The 26,296-nt window shown below is 74.6% G+C and carries 24 protein-coding genes; 16 read left to right on the top strand and 8 right to left on the bottom strand.

Going from position 1 to position 26,296, the window contains the following annotated elements; genetic code table 11:
• Positions 1 to 108 precede the first annotated feature (108 nt).
• From ACIRD3_RS06380 to ACIRD3_RS06360, 5 genes are all read left to right on the top strand, one after another.
• Positions 109 to 912 (top strand): SAM-dependent methyltransferase, encoded by an 804-nt coding sequence (locus tag ACIRD3_RS06380; protein ID WP_402212437.1) that lies wholly within the window; start codon positions 109 to 111, stop codon positions 910 to 912.
• 116 nt (positions 913 to 1,028) lie between these two features.
• Complete coding sequence (gene bla, locus ACIRD3_RS06375) at positions 1,029 to 1,949, top strand: class A beta-lactamase (RefSeq protein ID WP_402212435.1); 921 nt, start codon at positions 1,029 to 1,031, stop codon at positions 1,947 to 1,949.
• Between the two features lie 221 nt (positions 1,950 to 2,170).
• Entirely contained in the window at positions 2,171 to 3,106 is a 936-nt protein-coding gene (locus ACIRD3_RS06370) for a DMT family transporter (RefSeq protein WP_402212432.1), read from the top strand.
• A gap of 66 nt (positions 3,107 to 3,172) precedes the next feature.
• Entirely contained in the window at positions 3,173 to 3,973 is an 801-nt protein-coding gene (locus ACIRD3_RS06365; RefSeq protein ID WP_402212429.1) for an SDR family NAD(P)-dependent oxidoreductase, read from the top strand.
• Between the two features lie 7 nt (positions 3,974 to 3,980).
• Positions 3,981 to 4,706, top strand: coding sequence for a polysaccharide deacetylase family protein (locus ACIRD3_RS06360; protein WP_402212426.1), 726 nt, complete (start codon positions 3,981 to 3,983; stop codon positions 4,704 to 4,706).
• Between the two features lie 157 nt (positions 4,707 to 4,863).
• Here the strand turns inward: ACIRD3_RS06360 and ACIRD3_RS06355 are convergent, their stop codons facing one another.
• Genes ACIRD3_RS06355 through ACIRD3_RS06345 form a run of 3 tightly spaced genes read right to left on the bottom strand, consistent with a single transcriptional unit; the run spans position 4,864 to position 8,065 of the window.
• Positions 4,864 to 5,955 (bottom strand): hypothetical protein, encoded by a 1,092-nt coding sequence (locus ACIRD3_RS06355; protein ID WP_402212425.1) that lies wholly within the window; start codon positions 5,953 to 5,955, stop codon positions 4,864 to 4,866.
• Between the two features lie 13 nt (positions 5,956 to 5,968).
• Positions 5,969 to 6,910 (bottom strand): NAD-dependent epimerase/dehydratase family protein, encoded by a 942-nt coding sequence (locus ACIRD3_RS06350; RefSeq protein ID WP_402212422.1) that lies wholly within the window; start codon positions 6,908 to 6,910, stop codon positions 5,969 to 5,971.
• Positions 6,911 to 6,940: 30 nt separating this feature from the next.
• Positions 6,941 to 8,065 (bottom strand): DegT/DnrJ/EryC1/StrS family aminotransferase, encoded by a 1,125-nt coding sequence (locus tag ACIRD3_RS06345; RefSeq protein ID WP_402212420.1) that lies wholly within the window; start codon positions 8,063 to 8,065, stop codon positions 6,941 to 6,943.
• Positions 8,066 to 8,445: 380 nt separating this feature from the next.
• On the opposite strand from ACIRD3_RS06345, the gene ACIRD3_RS06340 reads away from it, so the two are divergent.
• From ACIRD3_RS06340 to ACIRD3_RS06320, 5 genes are all read left to right on the top strand, one after another.
• Positions 8,446 to 10,647 (top strand): MMPL family transporter, encoded by a 2,202-nt coding sequence (locus ACIRD3_RS06340; RefSeq protein ID WP_402212417.1) that lies wholly within the window; start codon positions 8,446 to 8,448, stop codon positions 10,645 to 10,647.
• A gap of 234 nt (positions 10,648 to 10,881) precedes the next feature.
• On the top strand, positions 10,882 to 12,258 hold the full coding sequence (locus ACIRD3_RS06335) for a sensor histidine kinase (protein ID WP_402212414.1): 1,377 nt from the start codon (positions 10,882 to 10,884) through the stop codon (positions 12,256 to 12,258).
• Positions 12,255 to 12,932, top strand: a complete 678-nt coding sequence (locus ACIRD3_RS06330) for a response regulator (RefSeq protein ID WP_402212411.1) — start codon at positions 12,255 to 12,257, stop codon at positions 12,930 to 12,932. Before ACIRD3_RS06335 ends, ACIRD3_RS06330 begins: the two co-directional genes overlap by 4 nt.
• 196 nt (positions 12,933 to 13,128) lie before the next feature.
• Positions 13,129 to 13,785 (top strand): hypothetical protein, encoded by a 657-nt coding sequence (locus tag ACIRD3_RS06325; RefSeq protein WP_402212408.1) that lies wholly within the window; start codon positions 13,129 to 13,131, stop codon positions 13,783 to 13,785.
• Positions 13,786 to 13,986: 201 nt separating this feature from the next.
• Entirely contained in the window at positions 13,987 to 14,754 is a 768-nt protein-coding gene (locus ACIRD3_RS06320) for an NUDIX hydrolase (protein ID WP_402212406.1), read from the top strand.
• 136 nt (positions 14,755 to 14,890) lie between these two features.
• On the opposite strand, the gene ACIRD3_RS06315 is transcribed toward ACIRD3_RS06320, so the two are convergent.
• Positions 14,891 to 15,061, bottom strand: coding sequence for a hypothetical protein (locus tag ACIRD3_RS06315; RefSeq protein ID WP_402212403.1), 171 nt, complete (start codon positions 15,059 to 15,061; stop codon positions 14,891 to 14,893).
• A 191-nt stretch (positions 15,062 to 15,252) separates the two neighbouring features.
• Positions 15,253 to 16,068: an SAM-dependent methyltransferase gene (locus ACIRD3_RS06310; RefSeq protein ID WP_402212869.1), complete on the bottom strand. Its 816-nt coding sequence runs from the start codon at positions 16,066 to 16,068 to the stop codon at positions 15,253 to 15,255.
• Between the two features lie 286 nt (positions 16,069 to 16,354).
• Between ACIRD3_RS06310 and ACIRD3_RS06305 the strand changes: the two genes are divergently transcribed.
• The 6 genes from ACIRD3_RS06305 (at position 16,355) to ACIRD3_RS06280 (ending at position 21,958) form a co-directional block, all read left to right on the top strand.
• Positions 16,355 to 16,702 carry a PRC-barrel domain-containing protein gene (locus ACIRD3_RS06305; RefSeq protein WP_402212401.1) on the top strand — a complete coding sequence of 116 codons (348 nt, stop codon included), beginning with the start codon at positions 16,355 to 16,357 and terminating at the stop codon, positions 16,700 to 16,702.
• 104 nt (positions 16,703 to 16,806) lie between these two features.
• Positions 16,807 to 17,073: a metal-sensitive transcriptional regulator gene (locus ACIRD3_RS06300; protein ID WP_402212398.1), complete on the top strand. Its 267-nt coding sequence runs from the start codon at positions 16,807 to 16,809 to the stop codon at positions 17,071 to 17,073.
• A 410-nt stretch (positions 17,074 to 17,483) separates the two neighbouring features.
• Entirely contained in the window at positions 17,484 to 18,935 is a 1,452-nt protein-coding gene (locus ACIRD3_RS06295; protein ID WP_402212395.1) for an endonuclease/exonuclease/phosphatase family protein, read from the top strand.
• Positions 18,935 to 20,926: a phosphocholine-specific phospholipase C gene (locus ACIRD3_RS06290; RefSeq protein ID WP_402212393.1), complete on the top strand. Its 1,992-nt coding sequence runs from the start codon at positions 18,935 to 18,937 to the stop codon at positions 20,924 to 20,926. The genes ACIRD3_RS06295 and ACIRD3_RS06290 overlap by 1 nt, the downstream gene beginning before the upstream one ends.
• 104 nt (positions 20,927 to 21,030) lie before the next feature.
• The gene (locus ACIRD3_RS06285) at positions 21,031 to 21,504 is read left to right on the top strand and encodes a VOC family protein (RefSeq protein WP_402212391.1); all 474 of its coding nucleotides are present in this window, start codon (positions 21,031 to 21,033) and stop codon (positions 21,502 to 21,504) included.
• A gap of 4 nt (positions 21,505 to 21,508) precedes the next feature.
• Positions 21,509 to 21,958, top strand: a complete 450-nt coding sequence (locus ACIRD3_RS06280; protein WP_402212388.1) for an SRPBCC domain-containing protein — start codon at positions 21,509 to 21,511, stop codon at positions 21,956 to 21,958.
• 137 nt (positions 21,959 to 22,095) lie between these two features.
• On the opposite strand, the gene ACIRD3_RS06275 is transcribed toward ACIRD3_RS06280, so the two are convergent.
• The 3 genes from ACIRD3_RS06275 to ACIRD3_RS06265 form a co-directional block, all read right to left on the bottom strand.
• Entirely contained in the window at positions 22,096 to 23,358 is a 1,263-nt protein-coding gene (locus tag ACIRD3_RS06275) for an aromatic acid exporter family protein (RefSeq protein WP_402212387.1), read from the bottom strand.
• Between the two features lie 103 nt (positions 23,359 to 23,461).
• The gene (locus ACIRD3_RS06270) at positions 23,462 to 24,202 is read right to left on the bottom strand and encodes a polyprenol monophosphomannose synthase (RefSeq protein ID WP_402212384.1); all 741 of its coding nucleotides are present in this window, start codon (positions 24,200 to 24,202) and stop codon (positions 23,462 to 23,464) included.
• A 192-nt stretch (positions 24,203 to 24,394) separates the two neighbouring features.
• On the bottom strand, positions 24,395 to 25,948 hold the full coding sequence (locus tag ACIRD3_RS06265) for a N,N-dimethylformamidase beta subunit family domain-containing protein (RefSeq protein ID WP_402212867.1): 1,554 nt from the start codon (positions 25,946 to 25,948) through the stop codon (positions 24,395 to 24,397).
• Positions 25,949 to 26,296: the final 348 nt, after the last annotated feature.

The raw sequence follows: 26,296 nt of genomic DNA, 5'->3' as shown, positions 1-26,296 counted from the left end.
GTCATCTCATGGGATCTGGTGACTGGTTGACGCCGGTGCGGCCCGCGGTTGGCTCCCGGATACCGTGGGCAGTCATGCGATCCAGTGCCGCAGCAAGGGGGAGACGCGATGGGTCTGTTCGACGGAGTGGACCTGCGGCTGAACGTGCCGCACTCGGCCCGGATGTACGACTACTTCCTCGGCGGATTCACCAACTTCGCCGCCGACCGCGAGGCCGCCGGCCACGCCCTCGCCGTCGCACCCTGGCTGCGCACCGCCGCCCGCGCCAACCGCTCCTTCATGCACCGGTCCACCCGCGCCCTCGCCGAGGCCGGCTTCGACCAGTTCCTCGACATCGGCACGGGGATCCCCACCTCGCCCAACCTCCACGAGGTCGCCCAGCGGGTCCACCCCGCCGCCCGGGTCGTCTACGTCGACAACGACCCGATCGTCCTCTCGCACGCGCAGGCCCTGCTCACCGGCACCCCGGAGGGCCGCACCGCCTACGTCGAGGCCGACGTCAGGGACGTCGACCGGCTGCTCGCCGCACCCGGCCTGCGCGACACCATCGACCTCGACCGCCCCGTCGCCCTCTCCCTCAACGCCCTGCTCCACTTCGTCCCCGACGACCTGGGCGCGCACGCGCTCGTCGAGCACCTCAAGTCCGTGCTCGCCCGGGGCAGCGCACTGGTGATCTCCCACGTCACCCCCGACTTCGCCCCGCAGGACATCGCCGACCTGACCCGCATCTACGAATCCGCCGGTACGGTGGGGCAGGCCCGCACCCTCCCCGAGTTCGTCCGCTTCTTCGTGGGCTGGACCTTCCTCCCCCCGGGGCCCGTCCCGACACCGCACTGGCGCCCGTCGGCCGACGAGCCCGCCATCCAGGCCGCGGAGGCTTCGCTGTACGCGGCGGTCGCTCTCAAACCGTGACCCGTCCGGATCATTTCCCCTCCGATTTCCGCCGTCGACGAACCATCGGGGCGCGGGTGGCGTCCTGTGACTCCGGAAGCGGCTACCGGCCGCGACATTCGGATAGAGGGGGGACCATGTCCACGCAGTCTTCGGAAGCCCGACCCAGCCGCCGCGCCGTCCTGGGGCTCGGCCTCGGAGCGGCCGTCGCCGTCACGGCCTCGACCGGCGGGCCGGCGTACGCGGAGGGCGGATCCGACGCCCACCGCCGGCTCGCCGCCCTGGAGCGGGAACACGGCGCCCGCCTCGGCGTGTTCGCCCAGAACGTGTCGACCGGGCGGACGGTCCGCTACCGCGCCGACGAACTGTTCCCGATGTGCTCGGTCTTCAAGACCCTCGCGGCCGCCGCCGTCCTGCGCGACCTGGACCGGGACGGCGAGTTCCTCGCCAAGCGGATCCACTACACGGCGGACGACATCACGAGGGCCGGCGGCAAGGAGACCTCGGACACCGCCTGGCAGCACCTGGCGGACGGGATGACGGTCGCCGAGCTCTGCCAGGCGGCCATCGACCACAGCGACAACACCGCCGGCAACCTGCTGCTGCGCGAACTCGGCGGACCGACGGCCGTCACCGACTTCTGCCGCTCGACCGGCGACCGCATCACCCGCCTCGACCGCTGGGAGACCGAACTCAACTCGGCCGAACCGGACCGGGTCACCGACACCACCACCCCGCGCGCCATCGCCCGCACCTACCGCCGCCTCACCCTCGGCCACGCCCTGCCGCCCGCCAAGCGCGAGCAGCTCACCACCTGGCTGCGCGGCAACACGACCAGCAAGAACCGCTTCCGCAAGGGCCTCCCGGCGGACTGGGCCCTCGCGGACAAGACCGGCAGCGGCCGGTACGGAACGGCCAACGACGTCGGCATCGCGTGGACCCCGGCCGGCGCGCCGGTCGTCCTCGCCGTCCTGACCACCAGGCCCGACGAGGCCGCCGTCAAGGACGAAGCCCTCGTCGCCACGACCGCAACCCTGCTCGCCTCCGTCCTGGGCTGACGCCCGCCCGGCAGGGGAGCACCCCCTGCCGGGGCACCGCCCGCCCGGCGGGGGCACCCCCCCGCCGGGCGGGCCGCTCCGCCGGCCGGCCGCTCCCTCCGCCGCGCTGTCGACCGCCGGGCCCGGCCCCGCTTCCGGCGTGGCCCGTCACCCGTGCGCCCCCGTCCCGCCGGGCCCAGACTGGTGGTGGACCGATGCTGCCCCACGACGTTGGGAGACGCATGCTGCTGGGACTCACCACCGCGCTGGTCGCGACCGTCTGCTTCGGGTTCGGGGCGGTCTTCCAGGCGCGCGGCGCCCGCTCGGCCCCGCGGGCCGACCGGGTGCGGGCCGGCCTGCTGGCCGCGCTGGTGCGTTCCTGGCAGTTCCTGGCCGGGACGCTGCTGGACATCGTGGGCTTCGTGCTGAGCATCGTCGCCCTGCGCACCCTCCCCCTCTTCCTGGTGCAGGCTGTCACCAACGCCAGCCTGGCCGTCACCGCGCTGGCCGCCGTCTGGCTGCTGGGCGCTCGGCTGCACCGGGCGGACCTCGCGGGCATCGTCGCCGTCGTGGTCGGCCTGACCCTGCTGGCGCTCGGCTCCGGGGAGGAGGGCCGCAACCACGCCCCGGCCGCCTTCCACTGGGCGCTGCTCGCCACCACCGCCGTCATGCTGCTCGCCACCCTGGTCCTGGTGCGCCGCAACGGCACCGCGGCCGCCGCCGGGCTGGGCCTGCTGGCCGGGATCGGCTTCGGGGTGACCAGCCTTGCCGTGCGGGTCATGGACGCCTCCGGCCCGTCGGCGGTGCTCACCGACCCCGCCGCCTACGCCCTGGCCGTCGGCGGCCTGGGCGGCTACCTCGCGTACGCGCTGGCCCTGCAGCGCGGCACGGTGACGGCCGCGACCGCCGCCGGGACGGTGGCCGAGACCTTCGGCCCGGCCCTGGTCGGGGTGGCGGCCCTCGGCGACGCCGCGCGGCCCGGCTTCGAGTGGTGCGCGCTGACCGGCTTCGCGGTGGCGGTGGGCGGCACCTTCCTGCTGTCCCGCTTCGGCGAACTGGAGGGCGGCTCGGCCGGACCGTCGGCCGCGCGGCCGGGCGCCGGGGCCGAGCCCGGCCGCGGCGCGGAGCCGCCGCCGTCCCGCCCCGGTAGCCCGGACGGCTCCGCCGTGCGAAGGTGACTTGCCGGACAAAACGGACGGCGTGACGGAACGACGGCGAGACGGCCCCAGAGCGGCAGGTGCGCGATGACGGAGGAACCCCGGTCGGAACCCCACCCCCGATCCCGGCGGTCGGCGCCGACCGAGCGCCCGGTCGCGCTGATCACCGGCGCCTCCTCCGGCATCGGACTCGCCACCGCGGTCCGGCTGGCCGAGGCGGGCTGGCAGACCCTGCTCTCCGGCACCGACCGGGCCCGCCTCGACGAGGCCGCCGAGCGCACCGGCGGCCTGGCGCTGCCCGAGGACCTCGGCAAACCGGACGGCCCGCGCCGGCTCGCCGACGCGGCCCTGGCCGAGGCCAGCCGGGTGGACGCCCTGGTCGCCAGCGCCGGTCTCGGCTGGCGCGGTCCGTTCGCGGAAACCCCCTCCGACACCCTGGACCGGATGATCGAGGTCAACCTCGCCGCCCCGCTGCGCCTGGTCCGCCTCCTCCTGCCCGGCATGCTGGAGCGTCGGCACGGCCGGATCGTGCTGCTGGGCTCGATGGCCGGTCAGGTCGGCGTGCGCGACGAGTCGGGCTACGCGGCCACCAAAGGCGGGCTGAGCATGTTCGCCGAGAGCCTCTGGTACGAGCTGCGCGGTACGGGCGTGGGAGTGCGCCTGGTGCTCCCGGGAGCGGTGGACACCCCGTTCTTCGACCGGCGCGGCACGCCCTACCACCGCGAACGGCCGCGCGCCGTCTCGGCGGAGCGGGTCGCGGACACCGTGATCGCGACCATCAGCACCGAACGCGACCGCCTCTACGTCCCGCACTGGCTCGGCTTCCCGGCCCGCGTCCACGGCGTCGCGCCGGGGGTGTTCCGCCGGATGGCCTCGCGCTTCGGGTGAGCCCCGGGTGAAGACCGCGAGCAGGGCCCTCGCCGCCGCGGCCGCCGTGGAGTTCCTGCACCTCGCCCCGGCCGCCGTCCGCCTGCCCCCGCTGCGCCGCACCCTGGCCCGCCGCACGGCCGGCCACGGCGCCGCGGCCGGCCACATCGCGCTGACCTTCGACGACGGCCCCGATCCGCGCAGCACCCCGTACGTGCTCGACGCGCTGGACGAACTCGGCGCCCGTGCCACCTTCTTCCTGCTCGGCGCGATGCTGGAGCGCGCTCCCGCACTGGGCCGGGAGCTGGTGCGGCGCGGCCACGAGGTCGCCGTGCACGGCTGGCACCACCGGCAGCAGTGGTACCCGGCCCCGGCCCGCGACCTGCGCGAACTGCGCCGCGCCAGCGAGGCGGTCACCGAGCTCTGCGGCGCCCGCCCGCTCTGGTACCGCCCGCCGTACGGCGTGCTGACCGCCGGTCCGGCCCTGGCGGCCCGCCGGCTCGGCCTGCGCAGCGTGCTGTGGACGGCCTGGGGCCGAGACTGGACGGCGGAGGCCACCGGCGCCTCGGTCTACGCGACCGCCCGCCCCGGCCTCACCGGCGGCGCGACGCTCCTGCTGCACGACTCCGACTGCACCTCCGCGCCCGGCTCCTGGCGCGCCACCCTCGCCGCCCTGCCCCTGATCGCCGCCCACTGCCGCACCCGCCGCCTCACCCTCGGCCCCCTCTGCGACCACGCGCTCCCGCTCTCCTGAGCCCCGTCCGCATTCCCCCGTCGTCCGCCCGCAGCCCCGTTGCGGCGCGCGGCTCCCGCCGTACGACTCGACGGCGCCCGCCGCCTCGCCACCAGCCCCCTCCGCGACCACGCGCTCCCGCTCTCCTGAGCCCCGTCCGCAGGCCCCGCCGGTGGAGCTACCCGAGCCCGACCCGGTGCAGCGCCGCCCCGAACCCCTCCCGCCAGGCGTCCGGCGTGGCGCCGGCGGACGGGCGGGGCGACGGCCGGCGCAGCGCCGCGAGGGCGTTGCGGACGACCTCGGCCGGGCGGGCGGAGGTGACGTCGGCGTGGCCGAGTTCGAGTTCGTGCTGGAGGTTGTCGCGCCCGTGCCCCTGGACGACGTCGAGGAGCAGGAGCCGCCGGCCGAGCGCCCGGGCCTCGCTGCAGGTGTCACCGGAGCTGGTGACGACGAGGTCGGCGGCGGTCATCAGGGCGGGGACGCGGTCGGTGTAGCCGAACGGGTGGAGCCGGGGCTGTCGGCGCGCGGCGGCCTGCAGGCGGCGCGCGAGTTCGCGGTTGCGCCCGGCCACGGCGAGCACGTGCGGTCCGGCGGCGGCGAGCGAGGCGGCGGTCCGGGCGAGCGGCCCGAGCCCCCAGGAGCCGGACATCAGCAGCACGCACGGGGCGTCCACGGGCACGCCCAGTTCCCCGCGTGCCGCGGCGCGTTCGGGCGGCCGGTAGAAGGGCTGCCGCAGCGGCGCGGGCAGCACGGCGATGTCGGCCTCCGGCCGGTACCGCCGCACCGCGCAGGCGGCGACCTCCGAGGTGACCAGGAACAGGTCGGTGCCCTCCTGCACCCAGAGCCGGTGCGGCGTCACGTCGGTGCAGAAGACGAAGTGCCGGAACTCCCGCCCCCGCCCCCACTCCTGCAGCCGGTTGACCGCCGAGGTCGCGGTGGCGAACACCGAGACCACCAGCTGCGGCCGCTGTGCCTCGACCAGCCGCCGCAGCGCCGGGACCAGCCGGGAGCGGGCCGCCGCGTCGGCGAGCAGGGCGAGCCGGGCGCCCGGCCGCAGTGCCGAGAAGTGGAAGGCGTCGTACACCCCGGGCAGGTCGAGCAACCGGCGGAACACCGCCTCCCCGGCCGCGCCCGAGCGCCGGCCGAGCAGGGCCATCGCGTCGACGGTGTCGGTGGTCCAGCCGTGTTCCCGCAGACTGTCCGCGCAGGCCTGGGCCATGACGTCGTGGCCCTGGCCGAGCGAGCCGGAGATCAGCAGGGCGTGCGGCATCGGGCGGCCCCGGTCAGGCGGTGGTGGAGGTGGTGGCGGCCCGGTACCAGTCGGCGTAACGCCGTACGCCGTCCGCGAAGTTGGTCCGCGGCGACCAGCCCAGCAGCCGCTTGGCCTGCGCGGAGGAGATCCGCCGCCCCGCGTAGTCGGCCTTCCGGCCGCCGATGTGCTCGATGCTGACGGGCCCGAGCAGGTCGTCGACGGTGTCGGCGATGTCGCGCACCGAGACGGCGGTGGAGCCCTCCAGGGCGAAGGTCTGGTCCTCGGCGGCGGGGGAGAGCGCCCGGACGTGGGCGTCGGCGAGGTCCTCGACGTAGACGAAGTTGCGGCTCTGCCGCCCGTCGCCGGCGATGGTGATGGGCCGGCCGGCCAGCGCGGCCTGGACGAACCGGGCGACGACCAGTTCGTCGCGCATCCGGGGCCCGTACGGGATGCCGTAGCGCAGGATGGTGAAGTGCTGCCCGTACAGCTCCCGGTAACTGTGCACCAGCATCTCGGCGGCGAGCTTGGTGGCCACGTACAGGTGGCCGCTGTGCTCCAGCTCGATCGGTACGTGCTCGTCCAACTCCTGTTCTTCGCCGCCGAGTTGTTCGCCGGCGAGGGCGGCGCCGTAGACCCAGACGGTGCTCGCCAGGACGGTCCGGCTGAGTCCGCTGCGCCGGGCGGCCTCCAGGACGGCCTCGGTGCCGTCGATGTTGGCCCGCACGGCGCGGACCGGGTCGGCGGAGACCTGCTCGACGTCGGCCATCGCGGCGAGGTGGTAGACCACCTCGCTGCCCGCCAGGGCGGAGGTGAGGGCCTTGAGGTCGAGGACGTCGATCCGCGCGTGCTCGGCGTCGGGGTTGAGGTACTTGTCGGTGGTGTCCACCGCGAGGACGTCGTGGCCGGCCGCGATCAGGTGGTCCACGACGTGTGAGCCGATGAATCCGCAGCCTCCGGTGACGGCTATCCGCACGTTCTTGCTCCCTTCGCTCCGGCCGGTCGGTCAGCCGGCCAGCCGCCGGTGCACCGCGGAGACGGCCTCGATGACCTGCTCCGTCTCGTCCACCGTCATGTCGGAGTGCACGGGCAGGCAGACCTGCCGCGCGCAGACGTCCTCGGCCACCGGCAGCGGCCCGCGCCGGTACGGTGCGAGCACCGGCTGCAGGTGCAGCGGCAGGTCGTAGACCTCGCCGGACAGCCGCACGCCGTACTCCTCGGCCACCGCCCGCTTGAACGCCGCGCGATCGGTGCCGGGCGGCAGCAGCGCCACGTACTTGTAGTAGTTGCTCCGGCAGCCGGGCGGTTCGAGCACCGGCTCCAGGCCGTCCAGTCCGGCCAGCGCCGCGTCGTAGCGGCGGGCCACGGCCCGGCGGGTCTCGATGAACTCCTTGAGCCGGCGCAGGTGCACCGCGCCGACCGCCGCGTGGAGTTCGCTCATCCGCCAGGAGTAGCCGAGCAGCACGTGGTGGTTGGTGGTGAAGGAGCCCTTGCCCTGGTCGCGGTAGATCCGGGCCTCGTCGCGCAGTTCCGGCGACTCGGTGAGGATCATGCCGCCCTCGCCGCTGGTGGTGACCTTGGTCGGGTAGAAGGAGAAGGCCCCGGCCAGCCCGAAGGTCCCGGCGGCGCGTCCGCCGACGCTGCTGCCGTGGGCGTGCGCGGCGTCCTCGATCAGCGGGATGCCGCGCCGGTCGCACAGCGCCCGCAGCTCGTCGACCCGCGGGGTGACCAGTCCGCCGATGTGCACCAGGACGACGGCGGCGGTCTCCGGGGTGAGGACCGCCTCCAGGGTCTCGGGGGAGAGCGCCAGCGTGGCCGGGTCGACGTCGGCGAAGACCGGCCGCCCGCCCGCGTGGACCACCGCGCCGGCGGTCGCGTAGAAAGTGACGGCGGGCACGACCACGTCGCGGCCCCGGACGTCCACGGTGCGCAGGATCATCTCCAGCGCGGCCGTGCCGCTGCTCACCGCGACGGCGTGCGAGGCGCCGTGCTCGGTGGCGAAGGCCTGCTCGAAGCGCTCGGTCCACGGACCGAGGGTGAGGGCGCCGGTGGTGAGCATCTCGGCCACCGCCTCGGCGACGGCCGCGCGGTCGCTCTCGTCGAACACGATGCGGGCGGCTGGAACGCCCATGGGGCACCTCCGGCGGCGGGCTGCGCGAGCAGCACCGATCGGGTCGGATCCTCCCGAACCGTATGGAAACGGTCGGGTCAGGCACATCACGCTACTTCGACCGGCGGGGTCACTGCCCGTCGTCGCCGCCCGCACGGGTGACCCGACTGCTTCCGCCGCAGGTAGGAGGGCTACTCCGGACACCCGGCGTGCGCTCCTCCGTACGGGGGAGGGCCGTACTGCGTCCGCAGTACACAAACGGCCTGCGCCTGGATGACGACGGAGCAGGGGGCGGCGATCAAGGATGGGTCACGCTGCGGCGGACCGCGCCCGAGGGGGCGTAAGGCCCGCCCGTGGCGCGCCCCCGCCGAGAATCCGCATCCGAAGGAGTCCGCTCTCCCGTGGCCACGTTCCTCTACCGCCTGGGCCGATGGGCCTTCGTCCGGCGCCGGCTGGTGACCTTGCTCTGGGTCGCCGTGCTGGCGGTCGGCGGAGTCCTCGCCGCCAAGGCGCCCGCCGCACCCGACGACGGCTTCGCGATGCCCGGCACGGAAGCGCAGAAGGCCTTCGACCTGATGAACGAGCGGTTCCCCGGCGGTCACGCCGACGGTGCCGCGGCCCGGCTGGTGTTCGTCGCGCCCTCCGGGCAGAAGATCACCGCCGAGCCCCACCGGCAGGCGGTCCAGCGGACGGTCGACGAGCTCGCCCACGCCGAGCAGGTCACCGGCGCGGTCAGCCCGTTCACGGCGGGCGCCGTCTCCAAGGACGGCACCACGGCGTACGCGACGGTCAGCTACTCGGTGAAGGCCGGCGAGCTGTCCGAGGGCGCCACCGCCGCGCTGGAGCAGGCCGCCCGGCACGGCCGGGACACCGGGCTCAAGGTCGAGGTCGGCGGCAATGCGCTGATGGCCAAGCCCGGCGCCGGGGGCAGCGGCGAGGCGATCGGCATGGCGCTGTCCGCCGTCGTCCTGGTGATCACCTTCGGCTCGCTGGTCGCGGCCGGCCTGCCGTTGCTCACGGCGGTCGTCGGCGTCGGCCTCGGCATGGCGCTGATCACCGCGCTCGGCAGCGCACTGGGCCTGTCCGGCACCACCGGCACGCTCGCCATGATGCTCGGCCTCGCGGTCGGCATCGACTACGCCGTGTTCATCGTCTCCCGCTACCGGGCCGAGCTCACCGAGGGCCGGACACCGCAGGAGGCGGCCGGCCGGGCCGTCGGCACCGCCGGGTCCGCGGTGGTCTTCGCCGGCCTCACCGTGGTGATCGCCCTGGCCGGGCTGTCCGTGGTCGGCATCCCGATCCTGGCCAAGATGGGCATGGCCGCCGCCGGGACGGTCGTCATCGCCGTGCTGGTCGCCCTCACCCTGGTCCCCGCGCTGCTCGGCTTCCTCGGCCGCAAGGTGCTGCCGCGCAAGGTCCGCAAGGCCCGCGGCGACGCCGCGCCGGCGGCGGCCGGGGAGAACGGCGGCGCCCGCTGGGCCCGCTTCGTGCTGCGCCGCCCGCTCGCGGTGCTGCTCGGCGGCGTGATCGGCCTCGGCGTGCTCGCGGCCCCCGCGCTGGACCTGCGGCTCGGTCTGCCGGGCGACGAGGCCAAGCCCACCTCCACCACCCAGCGCCGCGCCTACGACCTGCTCTCCGAGGGCTTCGGCCCCGGCTTCAACGGCCCGCTGACCGTCCTGGTGGACGCCAAGGGCGTCGCCGACCCCAAGGCCGCCGCCGACGCGGTGTCCCAGAAGGTCGCCGCCCTGCCCGGCGTGGTCACCGTGGCGCCGCCGATGTTCAACAAGGCGGGCGACACGGCCCTGCTCAACGCCATACCGGCGACCGGCCCGAGCGAGGCCGAGACCAAGGACCTCGTGCACACCATCCGCGGCGACGCCGCCGGCCTGAAGTCGGCGACCGGGGCGACGGTCCTGGTCAGCGGCACCACGGCGATGAACATCGATGTCTCGCAGAAGCTCACGGACGCCCTGCTGCCCTACCTCGCGGTGGTGGTCGGCCTCGCCGTCCTGTTGTTGCTGGTGGTCTTCCGCTCGGTGCTCGTCCCGCTGAAGGCGGCGCTCGGCTTCCTGCTCTCGGTGGCCGCCGCGCTCGGCGCCGTGGTCGCGGTCTTCCAGTGGGGCTGGCTGGCCGACCTGATCGGCGTGGAGCAGACCGGTCCGGTGATGAGCATGATGCCGATCTTCATGATCGGCGTGGTCTTCGGCCTGGCCATGGACTACGAGGTGTTCCTGGTGACCCGGATCCGCGAGGGCTTCGTCCACGGCGAGCAGCCCCGTGAGGCGATCGTCACCGGCTTCCGGCACAACGCCCGCGTGGTCACCGCCGCGGCGTTCATCATGATCGCGGTCTTCGCGGGCTTCATCGGGATGAGCGAGCCGATGATCAAGATGATGGGCCTGGGCCTCGCCGCGGCCGTCGCCTTCGACGCCTTCGTGGTGCGGATGACCATCGTCCCGGCCGTCCTCGCCCTGCTCGGCCGCCGCGCCTGGTGGCTGCCGCGCCGGCTCGACCGGCTGATACCGGACGTGGACGTCGAGGGCAGCAAGCTGCAGACGCCCGCCGCCGAACCGGCCCCGGCCCGGGAGACGGTCAGCGTTTAGGGCGCGTCAGAGAAGCCCTGACGCACGCCGTGGGCGGCCCCGGCCCGCCCCGGTCCGTCCCGGTCGGCTCGGACACCGGTTCGAGTCCCTACCGTTACCGTTGCTGTCGGGGGCCGTCGCTCGCGCGCAGGCCCCCGACCAGCCCCCGGCACCCCACCCGGACGCGGCGCGGCACCCCACCGGCGGAGCCCGGCGGGGGCGCGGCCGGGGCACCCCGACCCGGAGAGCACGACCATGACCGACACCTGGCGGCACCGCCTGCGCCGCGACCACCCCCGGCTGCTCGACGCCGCCGGCGGAGCGGCCCTGTTCGCGGTCACCGGCCTCGGCGCCACCGTCGACCAGGGCAGCGGCCGCTTCGTCCTGCCCGACCCGACCACCGGCGTGATCGCGCTGGTCTCCGCCGTCGCCGTGTTCGCGCACCGCCGCTTCCCGCGGGCGGTGACCGTCGTGACCCTGCTCTGCACCATGCTGCTCGCCTGGTCGAGCCCCCGGCTCACGCCGATGCTTGCCGCCCCGCTGCTGCTCGCGCTCTACTTCCTCGCCGTCCGCACCGACCGCGCCACGGCGCTGCGCGCCTCGATCACCACCGCCGTCCTGCTCACCGGCATCTCGCTGCTGTTCGGCCCCGGCGGCCCGATCGGCGAACGGATCGGCGTGCTGGCCTGGGCCCTGCTGCCCGGCGCCCTCGGCGACTCCATCCGCAACCGCCGCGCCCACCTCGCGGCCATCGAGGAGCGCGCCGAACGCGCCGAACGCACCCGCGAGGAGGAGGCCCGCCGCCGGGTCGCCGACGAGCGGATCCGGATCGCCCGCGACCTGCACGACGTGGTGGCCCACCACATCGCCCTGGCCAACGCCCAGGCGGGCATCGCCGTGCACCTCATGGACCGCCACCCCGTCCAGGCCCGCGAGGTGCTCAGCCACATCACCGACGCCACCGGCGCGGCCCTCCAGGAGCTGCGGGCCACCGTCGGCCTGCTGCGCCGGGCCGAGGAGCCCGCCCCGCTCGAACCCACCCCGGGCCTCGACCGGCTGCCCGAGCTGATCGGCTCCTTCGAGCGGGCCGGACTGCCGGTCCGGCTCACCGTGCGGGGCGAACCCCGCCCGCTGTCGCCCGGCGTCGACCTCACCGCCTTCCGGATCGTCCAGGAGTCGCTGACCAACGTCGCCAAGCACGCCCACGGCGCCGACGCCGAGATCACCCTCGCCTACAGCGGCAGCCGGGTCGCGGTCACCGTCGCCAACGGCCGTCCGGCGGCGACCGGGCGCCCACGCGCCGCGCTGCTGCCCGCACCCGTACCCGGGGAGAGCGGCTTCGGGCTGATCGGCATGCGCGAACGGGCGGGCGCGGTCGGCGGCCGCCTCAGCGCCGACCGGCAGGCCGACGGCGGGTACCTGGTCACCGCCGAGCTGCCCCTGCGCACCGGCGCCCGCGACGACGGGCAGGACCACGTCGGCCGGGTCCGGGTCGGCCGGGAGCACGTCGGCCAGGACCACGTCGCCCAGGGCCGCAGCGCCCAGGGCCGGACCGGGCGTGGACAAACGGGCGGAATTCCGGCGGTCCGCCGACAAGATCACGCCGTTCGAGAGGACAGGGACCACGCATGACCATCCGGGTGCTGCTCGCCGACGACCAGGCCCTGCTGCGCGGCGCCTTCCGCCTGCTGATCGACGCGGAGGAGGACATGGAGGTGGTCGGCGAGGCCGCCGACGGCCGGGAGGCCGTCGAACTGGCCCGCGCCACCAAGCCCGACATCGTGCTGATGGACATCCGGATGCCCGGCGCCGACGGCCTCGGTGCCACCGCCGAGATCTGCGGCGACGAGGAGCTGGCCGGCACCCGGGTGCTCATCCTCACCACCTTCGAGATCGACGAGTACGTCGCCCAGGCACTGCGCGCGGGCGCCGGCGGCTTCCTCGGCAAGGGCGCCGACCCCAAGGAACTGCTCGCCGCCGTCCGCACCGTGGCGGCCGGCGACGCCCTGCTCTCACCGGCCGCCACCAGGGCCGTGATCGACCAGCTCCTGGCCCAACCCGACCCGGGCGCCGCGGGCCCGCCGAGCGAGCGGCTCGCCGTCCTCACCGCCCGCGAGCGCGAGGTGATGTCGATGGCCGCGACCGGCCTCACCAACGAGGAGATCGCCGAGCGGATGGTCGTCAGTCCCTTCACCGTCCGCACCCATGTGCACCGGGCGATGGCCAAGCTCGACGCCCGGGACCGCGCCCAACTCGTCGCGATCGCCTATCAGTCCGGTCTCGTCCCGCCCGGCCGTCCGTCCTGACCGCGGTCGACCCGTGCCCCACCGGGCGGCCAGGGACGGGCCACGGACCTGGCCACTCGCGGCATTTGAGCCGGTTGCGGACTGAGGGTCCGTCAAAATTCCGCAGCGGAAACGGATCACGTTCCGGCCCTGGCCGAAAACGACCTCCGAACTGGTGTATCGGCGAGTAGTCTGCCGGTGACTCAGAATGAGGAGGATGTTCGTGGAAACCAAGGACACGGCCGGCGAGGTGCGGATTCTCCAGCCGTTGCCCGGGCGTACGGCGGACGAATCACAGGCGTTCGACCTCAGGCTCGCGCGTCTGCTCCGCCTGATCGGGGCCGAGGTCGCACCCGGTCCCGACTACCAGAGTGCGGCTCGATGGGAGGTCCACAAGGCGGTCGCCGGGCGGTCCGAGCTGCCCGAGGAGTACTTCGAGGCGCTGCTGGAGGCTGCGGTCCACGACCCCAACCCGAGCTTCAACCGGCGGTTCGTCGAGCCCGCCCTGCTCGCCTTCGGGCAGCGCCGGGTCCGCCTCGCCCTGCTCGGCTACCTGCGCACCGGCACCAACCCGGAGCGGGCCGGTGCCGCGCGGGCCTGGTACTGGACGGCGCTCTCGGTCGGCGACGGCCTCAACGGCGCGGCCGCCGACGAGGGCGCGAGCGTCCGGGACACCTGGTACGAGACCGCGCTGCGCGAGTTCGTCGCCAACGACGACCTCGACGTCCGGCGCTGCATCCTCCCCGGTCTCCCGCTGGTGCCGCGCGCCTACCCGGCGGAGCTGCACGGTCTGGTCGAGGCGGCGGTCGCGATCGCCCGCTCCCACCCCGACGAGTACATCCGGCACCGCGCCGAGATCCAGGTCGACCTCTGACCTCCGGACGGCTCCGCTCCGGGTGCGCGCACCCTGTGCGTACCCGGAGCGGATTTCTCCCTCCGGCCCTTGAATTCGCCCACGATCCGGCGCATCGCGCGCCAACTGGCTTTCCGTGCCCGATGATTCATGGGCTTGTCGTCCGATCATGTCAATTCGGAACGGCCGCCGCGGAACCCGGGGCCCTGCCACCATGACGAGATGACCGAAGACATGCGGGCCTCGGCGACGACGGCCGCGTCCGTCACCGTCGAACTCCTCGAACCCGCCGGCATCCGCCTGGTCGAGACCCCCGCGCCGCCCCTCCCGGCGGCGGAGCGGGCCGCGGCGGAGCGCGCCTGGGAGCGCGCCACCCGGGCGAACCCCGGTCTCCACGACGGCCCGGCCGTCGCCTGCACCGGTCTCGCCCCCGACGGCCCCGACGCGCTCGTCCTGCACTGGGCGCGGATCGACTACCGCCGCTTCGCCCTGCGCCTCGTCCCGGGCGCCACCACCCGGGTCAGCTCCCTGTACGTCGCCGTCGTCCAACCCTCCGACGACGGCCGGATCCTGGTCGGCCGCTCGGCCTCCCCGACCGCCCACCCCGGTCGCTGGTGCCTGCCCGGCGGCTCAGCCGAACCGCCCCCGCCCGGCGAACCCCTCGACCCGCCCGCGCTGCGCCGCCACGCCGCCCGGGAGCTCGCCGAGGAGACCGGCGTGTTCACGGCCCCGGAGGAACTGACCCGCTGGCACCTCGTCCGCGGCGAACACGGCAACGTCGGCGTGCTGCACCTCGCCCCGGCCCGCCCGTCCGCCGAACTGTCCGACTGCTACGAGGAGTTGAGCGCCGCCCACCGGTCACTCGGCACCCGGCCGGAGCTGGACCGGATCGCCCTGGTCGGCTCCCCGGCCGAAGCCGCCGCCCTCCCCGGCCCCCAGGCGGACCACCTCGCCCCGGTCCTGCGCCGCCTCCTCGCCCCCTCCCCGTAGGCCCTCGGACCCACCCTGCTCCCGACGGAGACGACGGCGGACAACGCGGGTGCGCCGATCCCCGCCGGCGGGAGTGCGCCCCGAGGCCTCCTCGGTGCGGGCGGGGCCTAGGGTCGGCCCGTGCGGCCGACCCGCCTCACTCGGCGTTCGCGACGGAGAGAATGAAGTGGTCGCCGGCCACGACCTGCGCGGAGGACGGAGCGGTGCCCTGGGCCGCGCCGGCCGCCGCGACCGCCACACCCGCGGCGGCCAGGGCCGCGGTCGCGACCGCCATGGCGACGAGACGGCCGATCACAGTGCGCTTCATCGCTTCTCCTCGGGGTCTGATGAACGTGCGGATTCCAAGATCGTATCAATGCGGGATCGCGGGAGCCGTCACAGCAGCAGGGCGCCTGCCGGAGGTCGTGCTCGGCGATGTCGGCCCCGCACCGTCCGCGCGCACGCGGTCGCAGGGGGTTCGACGGCATCCGCGCCCGGTGGCCCGGTTCGCGTCCGGGGTCAGGGCTTGCGGGCCACCGCGCCGTACATGCTCACGCGGTCGGCGCCCGGGGCGGGGTCGGTGTCGGGCTGCCAGAGGGGGACGGTGACCACGCCGGGGTCGAGGAGGTCCAGGCCGTCGAAGAAGGCGCGCACCTCGGCCCGGCTGCGGCCGACGAGCGGGGCGGTGGCCTTGTCGTAGACGCCGGTGACCCGGTCGCGGACCTCGGCCGGGATGAAGTCGGCGGTGCCGTGCGAGAGGACCAGGTGACTGCCGGCGGGCAGGGCGTCCAGCAGGGTGGCGACCACCCGGTACGGCTGGTCCTCGTCGCGCAGGAAGTGCAGGACGGCCGCGAGGACCAGCCCGACCGGGCGGGAGAGGTCGAGCAGGTCCGCGGCGCGGACGGCGTCCAGCAGTTCCGAGGGTCGGCGCAGGTCGGCCTGGATGACGGTGGTGTGGCCGCGGCCCGCGCCGGCCATCAGGGCGCGGGCGTGGCTGAGCACGATCGGGTCGTTGTCGACGTAGACGACCCGGGCGCCCGGGTCGGCGGCCCGGGCGATCTCGTGGGTGTTGCCGGCGGTGGGGATGCCGGTGCCGATGTCGAGGAACTGGTCGATGCCGAGGCCGGCGACCCGGCGCACCGCACGGGTGAGGAAGCCCCGGTTGGCCCGGGCGGTGGAGCGGAACTCGGGGTTGGCGGCGAGCGCCTTCTCGGCGGCGGCCCGGTCGGCGGGGAAGTTGTCCTTCCCGCCGAGGTAGTAGTCGTACATCCGGGCCGGGTGGGGGATGTCGGGCCGCAGGTCGGCCGCGGTCACGGCCCCGCCGGGCTCCCACATGGACTCGTATTCCACGGCTGCCACCCCTTCGCCCGGAGAACTTCACCGGTAAAAGTCTGATGATCTACATACGGCCTTGCTGGCGGACAGCCTAAAGCCCAGGTCACGGCCCGGGTGCCGGTTGGCCGGGTCGCCCCCGTATGTCCCTTTCGTAGCCCGTGCGGACCGAGGAACGGCCGTGCGCGTGCCGACGGCCCGCCGTGCACTCCCGGCCGTCCCGGCGCAGGATGGGGGATCGGGGCGATCGAGCATCCGGCGACGGGAGGTCCGGGCCGTGGGAATCGCAATGGCAGACATCCGTGAGTGGCGCGGACACGCCGTGGTCGACGAGAAGAGCCACCGCATCGGCTCGCTGGAGTCGGTCTACGTCGAGACGGCCAGCGACGAGCCGTTCTTCGCCACCGTCACGGTCGGCTGGGCCGGGAACCGCCGTCTGGTGTTCGTCCCGCTGGAGGGTGCCGTGGTCGGGCCGGACTACGTCCGGGTGGCGCACCCGAAGAACCAGGTCAAGCAGGCCCCCGCGATCGGGCCCGACGACATCCTGCCCGCCGAGGACGAACCGGCCGTGTTCGCGCACTACGAGCTTCCGTACGCGACCGGCGCCGGTGGCGAGCGGCGGCTGGCGCGTCGCTGAGGGCTGCCCGAGGGCGACGGTCGGTGCGGGCTCCGCCCGCCGGGGAACAATACCCCTCGGGGTACACTTGTCCCTCGACAGTCGATCGGAAAGGCGGCCCCGGCATGCAGGTGGACGAGGAGTCGGTCGGCGCGGTCCTGAACCGGCTGCGTCGCGCGCAGGGCCAGTTGGCCGGAGTGATCGCGATGATCGAGGCGGGCCGGGACTGCAAGGACGTGGTCACCCAGCTCGCCGCCGTCTCGCGCGCCCTCGACCGGGCCGGATTCAAGATCGTCGCCAGCGGCATGCGGCAGTGCATGGCCGCTGCCGACGAGGACGGCGCGCCGATGAGCGAGGCCGAGCTGGAGAAGCTGTTCCTCGCCCTGGCCTGATCCCCTGGCCGGAGCCCCGGCCTGACGTGTCCGCCTGGCGCGCCGGCCGGACACCCGGCCAGACGCCCCGGCCCGACACCCGGCCTGATGCGCCACCCAAGGGCAGGACCGAGTCCGGTGATGCGTACCGGAGGGCCGCGACGGTTCACCCGTCGCGGCCCTCTTCGTGTGCCCGCTGAAGTTCCCGTACCGCCCGACGACCCGTCACGCGTCGTTCACGTCCCGGTCGCTGACCTTCGGATGAATGAGGCCGCCCGCAGTTGTACAGCCAACTGTGCGGAGCAGTCCGCACCTGCCCGTACAGCCGACCGCGGCGAACCCTCCCTCCCTGACTCCGTGACCAGCCGCACCCGACCCCGTGCGCCGTCCTCCGGCGGACCGGGCCCCCGGGTGCGGCGGACAGGACCACCGTGGCCGCTGGCAGCGCCCTGACCCTCACCTCATCCGCCGACCCCGCCGAAGGTGACCGGCTCACCTTCCACTGGAGCACCGACGCGCCCGACGCCAAGAACTGGGTCGGCCTCTACGACGGCAGCCGGCAGCCCGGCACCGGCTCCTCGCTGCTCTGGAAGTACACCCCGGGCACCTCCGGTGACGTCCAGCTGGACACCTCCGCGCTGACCGGCGGCCCGTACACCGCCTACCTGCTCGCCAAGGACGGCTACGGCATCCTCGCCCGGAGCGCCCCGTTCGCCTTCCGTCCCAAGCCGGCCGTCGTCCGTCCGCACGCCGCCGTGGACTCCTTCACCGCCACGCCCGTCCTCCCGGGGGCCGTGGTGTCGGTCAGGCTCGGCGGCCTCTGGTCCCGGCCGGCCGGCAACGCGCCGGGCTCGGCCACGTACCGCAAGGTCAGCGGCCCGGCCTGGGCCTCCGTCAGCGCGGACGGCACGCTCGGCGGCACCGCCCCGACCGCCCCCGGCGAGGGACCCGAGGTGGTCGTGGTCGGCGTCAAGGACAGCACGGGTGCCACCGACACCGTCACGGTGCTGGTGCCCGTCGTCGATCCGGCCGCGCCGCCGCGCCTCAAGGTCGCGAGCTGGAACCTGCACGACGCCGGCGCCGCCCACACCGACGCGCTGGAGAAGCAGCTGCGGGTGGTGCTCGCCCAGGGCCTGGACGTGCTCGCCCTGCAGGAGACCGCGGGGGAGCGGGCCAGGACCCTGGCCGACGCCCTCGGCTGGTACGCCCACCAGAGCCCGGGCAGCGTCGGCATCCTCAGCCGCCACCCGCTCGCCGACGTCACCGCGCCGACCGCCGACCTGCCCGCCGTCGCGGCCACCGTCCGGCTGCCCGGCGGCCGTGCCGTCCGCTTCTGGGCCGCGCACCTGGACGAGACGGGCTACGGCCCGTACGCCCTCCAGGACGGCGGTACCGCCGCCCAGGTCCTGGCGGCCGAGAACGGTTCGCTGCGGCTGAAGCAGGCCAGGGCGCTGGCCGACGCCGTGCGCGCGGACCTCGCCCGGCAGCTCCCGGTCGTGGTGGGCGGGGCGCTCTCCTCGCCCTCCCACCGGGACTGGACGGCCGCCACCGCCGCCGCGCACGGCGGGGTCGGCCCGCTGGAGTGGCCGGTCACCGTGGCACTGCAGGCCGCCGGACTGACCGACGCCTTCCGCGAGGAGAACCGCGACCCGGCCAAGGCGCCGGGCGCCACCTGGTCGCCCACCCGCAAGAAGCGCGGCGACCGGCCCGAGCCGCAGGACCGGACCGACTACGTCCAGTACGCCGGCCCGCTGAAGCTGGTCGAGGCGCACACCCTGGTCGCCGACTGGCCGCAGCCCGAGCCGAACGCCGCCGCCAACGAGTGGCCCTCCGACACCGCCGCCGCCGTCGCCACCTTCCAGCTCCGAGAGGCCGGTTCGTGATGCCCGAGCTCTCCCGCCGTACCTTCGTCGGCGCCACCGCGGCGGTCGGCGCCGCCGCCCTGACCGGTCTGGGCGCCGCCCCGGCCGAGGCCGCGCCCGCCCCCGCCGGGGACCGGCTCACCGGGACCGTCAAGGACGTCAAGCACGTCGTCGTCCTGATGCAGGAGAACCGTTCCTTCGACCACTACTTCGGCACCCTGGCCGGGGTCCGCGGCTTCGGCGACAAGCAGGCGCTCCAGTTCCCCGACGGCACCGACGTGTTCCGCCAGCCCGACAGCCGGCGCAGCGACGGCGGCGTGATGCTGCCGTACCGGATGGACACCGCCAAGTACAACGCGCAGAACGCCGGCGGCCTCGCCCACGACTGGGCGACCGGCCACCAGGCCATCAACAACGGCGCGATGAACAAGTGGATCGCCGCCAAGGGCGAGCGCACCATGGGCTACTTCACCCGGGACGACATCCCCTACCAGTACGCCCTGGCCGACGCGTTCACCGTCTGCGACGCCTACTTCACCTCGCTGGCGGGCCCGACCGACCCCAACCGCCTCTACCTGTGGACCGGCACCGCCGGCCCCGGCCGCGACGGCACCACCGGTCCGTGGATCGACAACACCCCGGTCACCGACAACCCGGTGGCCGACTGGACCACTTACGCCGAGCGCCTGCAGGCGGCCGGCGTCACCTGGCGCGTCTACCACAACCCCAGCAAGGACGAACGCACCGGCGACTACGACGACAACGCGCTCTCCTACTTCAAGCAGTTCCACGCCTTCCCGCCGGACGACCCGCGGTACGTCAACGCGATGACCAGGTTCGACCCGGCCGACTTCGACCGCCACTGCAAGGACGGCACCCTGCCGACCGTCTCCTGGCTGGTCGCGCCCTACCTGTTCTCCGAGCACCCGGAGGCCGGCCCGGCCTACGGTGCGCACTGGGTCGACCAGGCGCTGCGGTCGCTGACGTCCAACCCGGACGTCTGGAAGCACACCGTCTTCCTGGTCATGTACGACGAGAACGACGGCTACTTCGACCACATGGTCCCGCCCACCCCGGAGCCCGGCACCCCCGAGGAGTTCACCCACGGACGGGCCATCGGCCTCGGCAACCGCGTCCCGCTCTGGGTCATCTCGCCCTGGTCACGCGGTGGTTGGGTCAACTCGCAGGTGTTCGACCACACCTCGGTGCTGCGCTTCATGGAGCAGGTCACCGGCGTGGCCGAGCCCAACATCTCGGCCTGGCGCCGTGCCGTCTGCGGCGACCTCACCAGCTGCTTCGACTTCGCCGCCCCCGAGTACTCGATCCCCGAGCTGCCCGACACCAAGGCCCTGATGGCCAAGGCCGACGCGGGCACCAAGCTGCCCGGCGTGGCGCTGCCGGCCGTCGGGGCCCAGTCGATGCCCGTCCAGGAGCGCGGCGACCGCCCGCACCGCCCGCTGCCGTACCAGCCGTGGGCCGACGTCGAGGTGGACCGCACGACCGGCAGGGTCACCTGCACGATGAGCAACGACGGTTCGGTGGCCTTCCCGTACACCGTCTACCCGAACATCGTGCTCCCCTTCGCGGGCACCCCGTACACCGTCGCCCCCGGCGCCACCGCCCGGTACGTCTGGGAGGCCGCCGGCACCAACGGCCGCTACGACTTCACCGTGCACGGCCCGGACGGCTTCGTCCGCCGCTTCGCCGGGACGGTCGTCCGGGACGGCCAGGACGGCCAGGACGGCCAGAACGACATCGGTGTCCCGATCGTCACGGCCGACCTGCGCGGCAACGGCAAGCTCATCCTCCAGCTGGTCAACGACGGCATGACCGACGTGGCCTTCACCGCCGCGCCCCACGACTTCGCGGGCAGCGCGCGGACCGTCCGGGTCGAGCCGGGCAAGCAGGTCGACCTGGCCTGGCCGCTGGACGAACAGGGCCGCTACGACGTCATCGTGACCGCCCACACCGGTCAGCGCTTCGTCCGGCGCTACGCGGGCCGGGTGCACTAGTCACCTCGCGGGCCGTGGTGCGGGCCACGGCCGGGGGCGCCGAACCGGTGACCCCCGGCCGTGGCTCGGCCCGCCTGTCGGAGCCCGCCGATACCGTCGGGCGCATGCAGAAAATCAGCACCTTCCTCTGGTTCGACGACCAGGCCGAAGAGGCCGCCGCCTTCTACACCTCACTGCTCCCCGACTCCCGCATCACCCGCGTCACCCGCTTCGGCGAGGCCGGCCCCGGTGTGCCCGGCACGGTCATGACCGTCGACTTCGAACTCGCCGGCCGGGAGTACGTGGCCCTCAACGGCGGGCCCGAGTTCAGCTTCACCGAGGCCGTCTCGCTGCAGGTGGAGTGCGACGACCAGCGCGAGGTCGACGAGCTCTGGGCCAAGCTCACCGCCGACGGCGGCCAGGAGGGCCCCTGCGGCTGGCTCAAGGACCGCTTCGGCCTCTCCTGGCAGATCACGCCGAAGGTCCTGCTCGACCTGGTCGGAGGCGAGGACCGGGCCAAGGCCGACCGCGTGATGGCGGCCATGCTGCGGATGCAGAAGCTGGACATCCGGGCCCTGCTCGACGCGGCCGAGGGCTGATGCCGTGACCACCCACACCCACCGCAGCATCGTCTACCTGCGGGCCACCCCCGAACGGGTCTGGCACGCGCTCACCAACGCCGACGAGTCCGGCCTCTACTGGGGCCACCGCAACGTCTCGACCTGGCTGCCCGGCGAGCCCTGGGAGCACCGGCGCACCGACGACTCCGGGGTCGCCGACGTCGTCGGCACCGTCGAGACGGCCGACCGCCCGCACCGGCTGGTCACCACCTGGGCCGGTCCGGAGGAGCGGCGCCCGGGCGGGCCCACCTGGGTCACCTTCGACATCCGCGACTGGCGGGACCTCACCCGGCTCACCGTCACCCACGAGAACCTCGCCGACGAGGCCGAGCGGGCGGACGCCGAGCAGGGCTGGTCGGCGGTGCTCTCCAACCTCAAGACCTACCTGGAGACCGGCCACCCGCTCCCGCAGCAGCCCTGGCTGATGCCCTGACGCCCCGGCGCCCTCATGCCCCGCTGCCCCGCTGCTCCGGTGCCGTGATGCCCCGGTGCCCCGCTGGCCCCGGTGCCCTCATGCCCCGCTGCCCCCGTGCCGTGATGCCCCGGTGCCCCGTGCGGCGGGGCACCGCATCAGCGCCCGGCCTCCGCCGCCGGGCGCCGCTTCCTCGCCCGCCCCCGTCCCCGCCACCGCTCGCCGCGCAGGAACCGGCGCACCCGGGCGAAGCGCGCGAAGCGCTCCCGGTTCGCCACCGAGGCCCGGTCCAGCTCCTCCATCAGCCGGCGGCTGCGGTGCTCCAGGTCCAGCTCGTCCAGGATCCGGTCCACCTCGGCCAGCATCGAACCGTGCAGCTGCCAGGCCTCCGGGTGCTCCTGCACCCTGCGCAGCAGTACCTGGGCGACGTTCTCCCGGGAGGCCCAGGCCGCCGCCAGCTCGGCGGTGAGGCGGTCCTCCGCCTCCTCGGCGTTGCGGCTCACCTGGGTGGTCACCAGCACCGCGAAGCTCACCAGCGCCCCGCCGATGTGGTCCAGGAGTTCCTCCAGTCCCACCGCGACCTCCGGCGGGAAGAGCCGTTCGCCGGGCGCGCGCCGCTTGGCCAGGTCGGTCAGCGAGCGGGCCAGCACCCGGACCACGACGACGCAGATCTCCAGGGTGTCGAGCCCGGTCCGCAGCACCAGCCGGGACAGCAGCCCCTCGCTGATCCGCGGGTTGAACCGCAGGCTGTCCTCGGCCTGCCGCAGCGCCCCGTCCACATCGGCGATCGCCTGGTCCAGTCGGCGGGCCTCGTGCAGCCGTTCGGCGGCCCGGGCGACCGGGGTGGGGCGGCCCAGTTCCTCGGCGATGTCGAGCAGCAGGTGGCGGGCCCGCCGGGCGAGGTCCTCGATCGACTCCCCGGCGGTGTCCACCCAGACCGGGGGTGCGAACAGCAGGTTGAACAGCAGGCCGACGGCGGCGCCGATGAGGGTCTCCAGCACCCGGTCCCAGGCCTGGGAGGCCAGCTTGGTGACGCCCAGGATCAGCATCGCGCTGATCGCGACCTCCTGGACGAACTCCTCCACCCGGACGAAGCGGCCGACCACCAGCGAGGCCAGGATGATCAGCCCGAGGCTCCACCAGGAGAGCCCGACCACGGCGCTGAAGCCGATCGCGATCAGCACGCCGACGACCACCGAGTTGACCCGGCGGACGCTGGTCTTGAGCGTCGAGTAGACGGTGACCTGGACGACGAGCAGCGCGGTCAGCGGCGCCGTCAGCGGGGCGGGCTCGCTGCTGAGCTGGGTCGCCACCGCGTAGGAGAGGGTGGCGGCGACGGTGGCCCGTACGGTCTGGACCACGAAGGGGTCTCGGGCGCTGCGGCGGATCAGGGCCGTGAGTGACTCCGGGAGAAGGGCCATGTCGGCCTTCTTTCCCCGGATCCGCTCCGCACACCGCGCCCGGGCCCGTCCGGCACCCGTACGAGCCCGCCGGGGCGGCCGGTTGCCGCCGCGGCCCCGGGGCTCAGGACCGGGGGTCGCGGTGGAAGCGCAGCTTCCAGGGGGCCAGGGCGGACTCGACCTGCACCGCCACGCTCATCTTCGAGGCGCCCTCGATCCGCTCCTCGAAGCGGATCGGCACCTCGCGGATCGTCATGCCCCGCTTGACGACCCGGTAGTTCATCTCGACCTGGAACGAGTAGCCGTTGCTCTGCACGGTCGGCAGGTCGATGGCGCGCAGGGTGCTCGCGCGCCAGGCCTTGAAGCCGGCCGTGGCGTCCCGGACGCCCAGGCCGAGGATGGTGTTGACGTAGAGGTTGGCCCAGGCGGAGAGGGCCTTGCGGTGCCAGGGCCACTCGGCGGCGGTGGAACCGCCGGCGACGTAGCGGGAGCCGAGCACCACGGCGGTGTCGTCGGCGAGCAGGGTCCGCACCATCTCGGGTATCGCCGAGGACGGGTGCGAGAGGTCGGCGTCCATCTGGACCACGACGTCGGCGTCCTCGTCCAGGGCCCGGGTCATCCCGGCCAGGTAGGCGCGGCCGAGGCCGTCCTTCTCGGTGCGGTGCAGCACGCCCACGGTGCCGCCGGAGTCCGCGGCGAGCTTGTCGGCGATCTCGCCGGTGCCGTCGGGCGAGTTGTCGTCGACCACCAGCAGGTGGAGGTTGGGCACCGGGAGCTCGGCGAGCAGGCCCGCGAGGACGGGGAGGTTCTCCCGCTCGTTGTAGGTGGGGACGACCACAACGACCTTGGGGGAGCCCTCGACCATGTTCTGTATCCCTCGTGACCCTCGCCGGTCGGCAGCCGTGCCGCACCGGTCGGTTTGCCTGGACGACCTGCGCTGGTTGGACCGTGCGAGTGTATCGGGGGGCGCGGGGCCCCTCCGGCCCGGGGGCGTCCCCCCGGGGGTCCCTGGGGGCCGCCTCGAACCACCGCCGCCGGCCGCCGGCCGAGCGGGCCGCTACGCCGTGCCGTAGACGGTGCCGAGGTTGTCCCGGGCCGGGTGGGTGCGGGCGGCCGGGCCGGCCGCGAAGGCGCGCAGGACGTTCTCGGTGACCTTGCGGACCATGTCCCCGGCCCGGGAGTCGATGCCGTGGTCGGCCTTGCCGCCCCCGGGGCCCTGGGCGTCCAGGGTCTCGACCCAGCGCATCGTGCCGGAGGCGAAGACCCCGGCGCCGCCGGGCACGGTGTGGTAGGCGGTGTCGGCGTGGGAGGGGCGGCCCTCGCAGACCACGGGGGAGTGGGCGATCACCTCGATCGGCCGCGGGGTGGGGAAGGCGGTGTCCACCCGGTCGTACTCCACGCCGACCAGGTGCGGGAAGGACGCCCCGGCCGTGACGCCCGTCCCCTCGAAGGCCCAGTGCCCGGGGGAGGTGACCACGTACGGGGCGTCGACCGGGTAGCCGTCGTAGATGACTCCGAGCATCGAGCTCTCCGGGTCGGCGCCCGGGCCGACCCGGAAGTCGGTGGTGGCCGGCGCACCGGCCCGGTACCCCGGGTCCTGCGCCCAGGCGTCCTTGTAGCAGACCACGGTGCGGTCCGGGCCGAGCCCGGTCGGCTCGAAGCGGACCCGGCGGAAGCAGCAGTTGGCCCCCAGGATCGCCAGATTGGTCCCCGCGTCGCGGGCCGCGACCACGTGGGCGCGCTGCTCGGGGGACCAGTACTCGTCGTGGCCCAGTGACACCACGGTGGTCGCGCCGGTCAGCAGGCCGGGTTCGCGGGCGACGTCGATGCCGGTGGTGTACGCGAGCGGCAGGCCCAGCCGCTCGGCGAGGGCGACCAGCGGCGCCTCGTAGACCAGGAACAGCCCGGCGCCGTGGTCGTAGGCGTACGGCCGGTCGAAGACGACCTTCAGCGAACGGGTGGCCAGGCCGCCGGTCGGGCCGTTGTAGAGGCTGTACCCGCCCCACTCGTTGTAGGCCTGCCAGGTCGCCGGGGCGCTCATGACCACGGTCCTGCCGACGGTGACGGCCGAGCGGACGGTGAGCGGGACGTAGCGGCGGCCGGAGCCGTCCTCGGCGTCCAGGCGCAGCAGGTAGGCGCCCTCCGGCCAGCCGGCGGTGTCCACGGCGAGGGTGCGCTGCCAGCCGGTCAGCACGGTGCGGGTCGCCTGGTCCACGTGCGGTGCGGCCTGCTGGCCGCCGGGGACGTGCTCGCGGCGCCAGACCAGGCGGGCGCGGGCGCCGCCGTACCAGCCCATCCGGTAGGCGGAGACGGTGAAGGCGGCGGCGGGGGTGGAGACGTGCAGGCCGAAGGGCTCGCCGGGCAGGACGCTGACCCGGTCGGCGAAGCCCTCGATGGCGGAGTCCGGGCCGGGGTCGGTGATCTCCCAGCCGGGCGTGCCGGGGAGGTCCCGCTCGCTGCTCGGGTCGGTCGTGGGCGGGGCCGTCGCCCCGCTGTGCCCGGCGGCGGCGGGGTCGCCCGTGCCGGGGTCGGTCGGTCGGCCGTCGGCGGGGTGCGCGGCGGCGGCCGCCGCCGGGGGCCGGGGGCCGCAGGAGGTGGCGGCGGCCGCCATCAGGCCCAGGCCCAGGATCCTCCGCCGACTCGGTTCCGCCACCGCGGCCTCCCTGTGGTTCGCAGCTGGTGCCGACCGGTTCGCGCCGGTCCGACGCGTCAACCCAACGCGTCAACACGAGTGGACATCCTTCCCTCTCGCGAGGGCGGTGTGCGTTCCAACGCGCCGGGGACGCCGAGCACGGCCGGACTCCGTCCGCCATCCGGGAGGGCCGTACGGGCGCACCGTGGCGTGTCGGCCCGCCGGGTTGCCCGGTGGGCGCGATCCGGTCACCTAGCCTGACCAGGCCCGCCGTCCGGCGGCTGCAGGGGGCCCGGACCCGTAGGCGGCCGGCCGAGTCGTGGACAG

Source organism: Kitasatospora sp. NPDC093550 (genome assembly GCF_044764985.1).
Lineage (GTDB): Bacteria > Actinomycetota > Actinomycetes > Streptomycetales > Streptomycetaceae > Kitasatospora.
The sequence above is the reverse complement of the archived record's forward strand: the minus strand, read 5'-3'. Positions and strand labels throughout refer to the sequence as shown.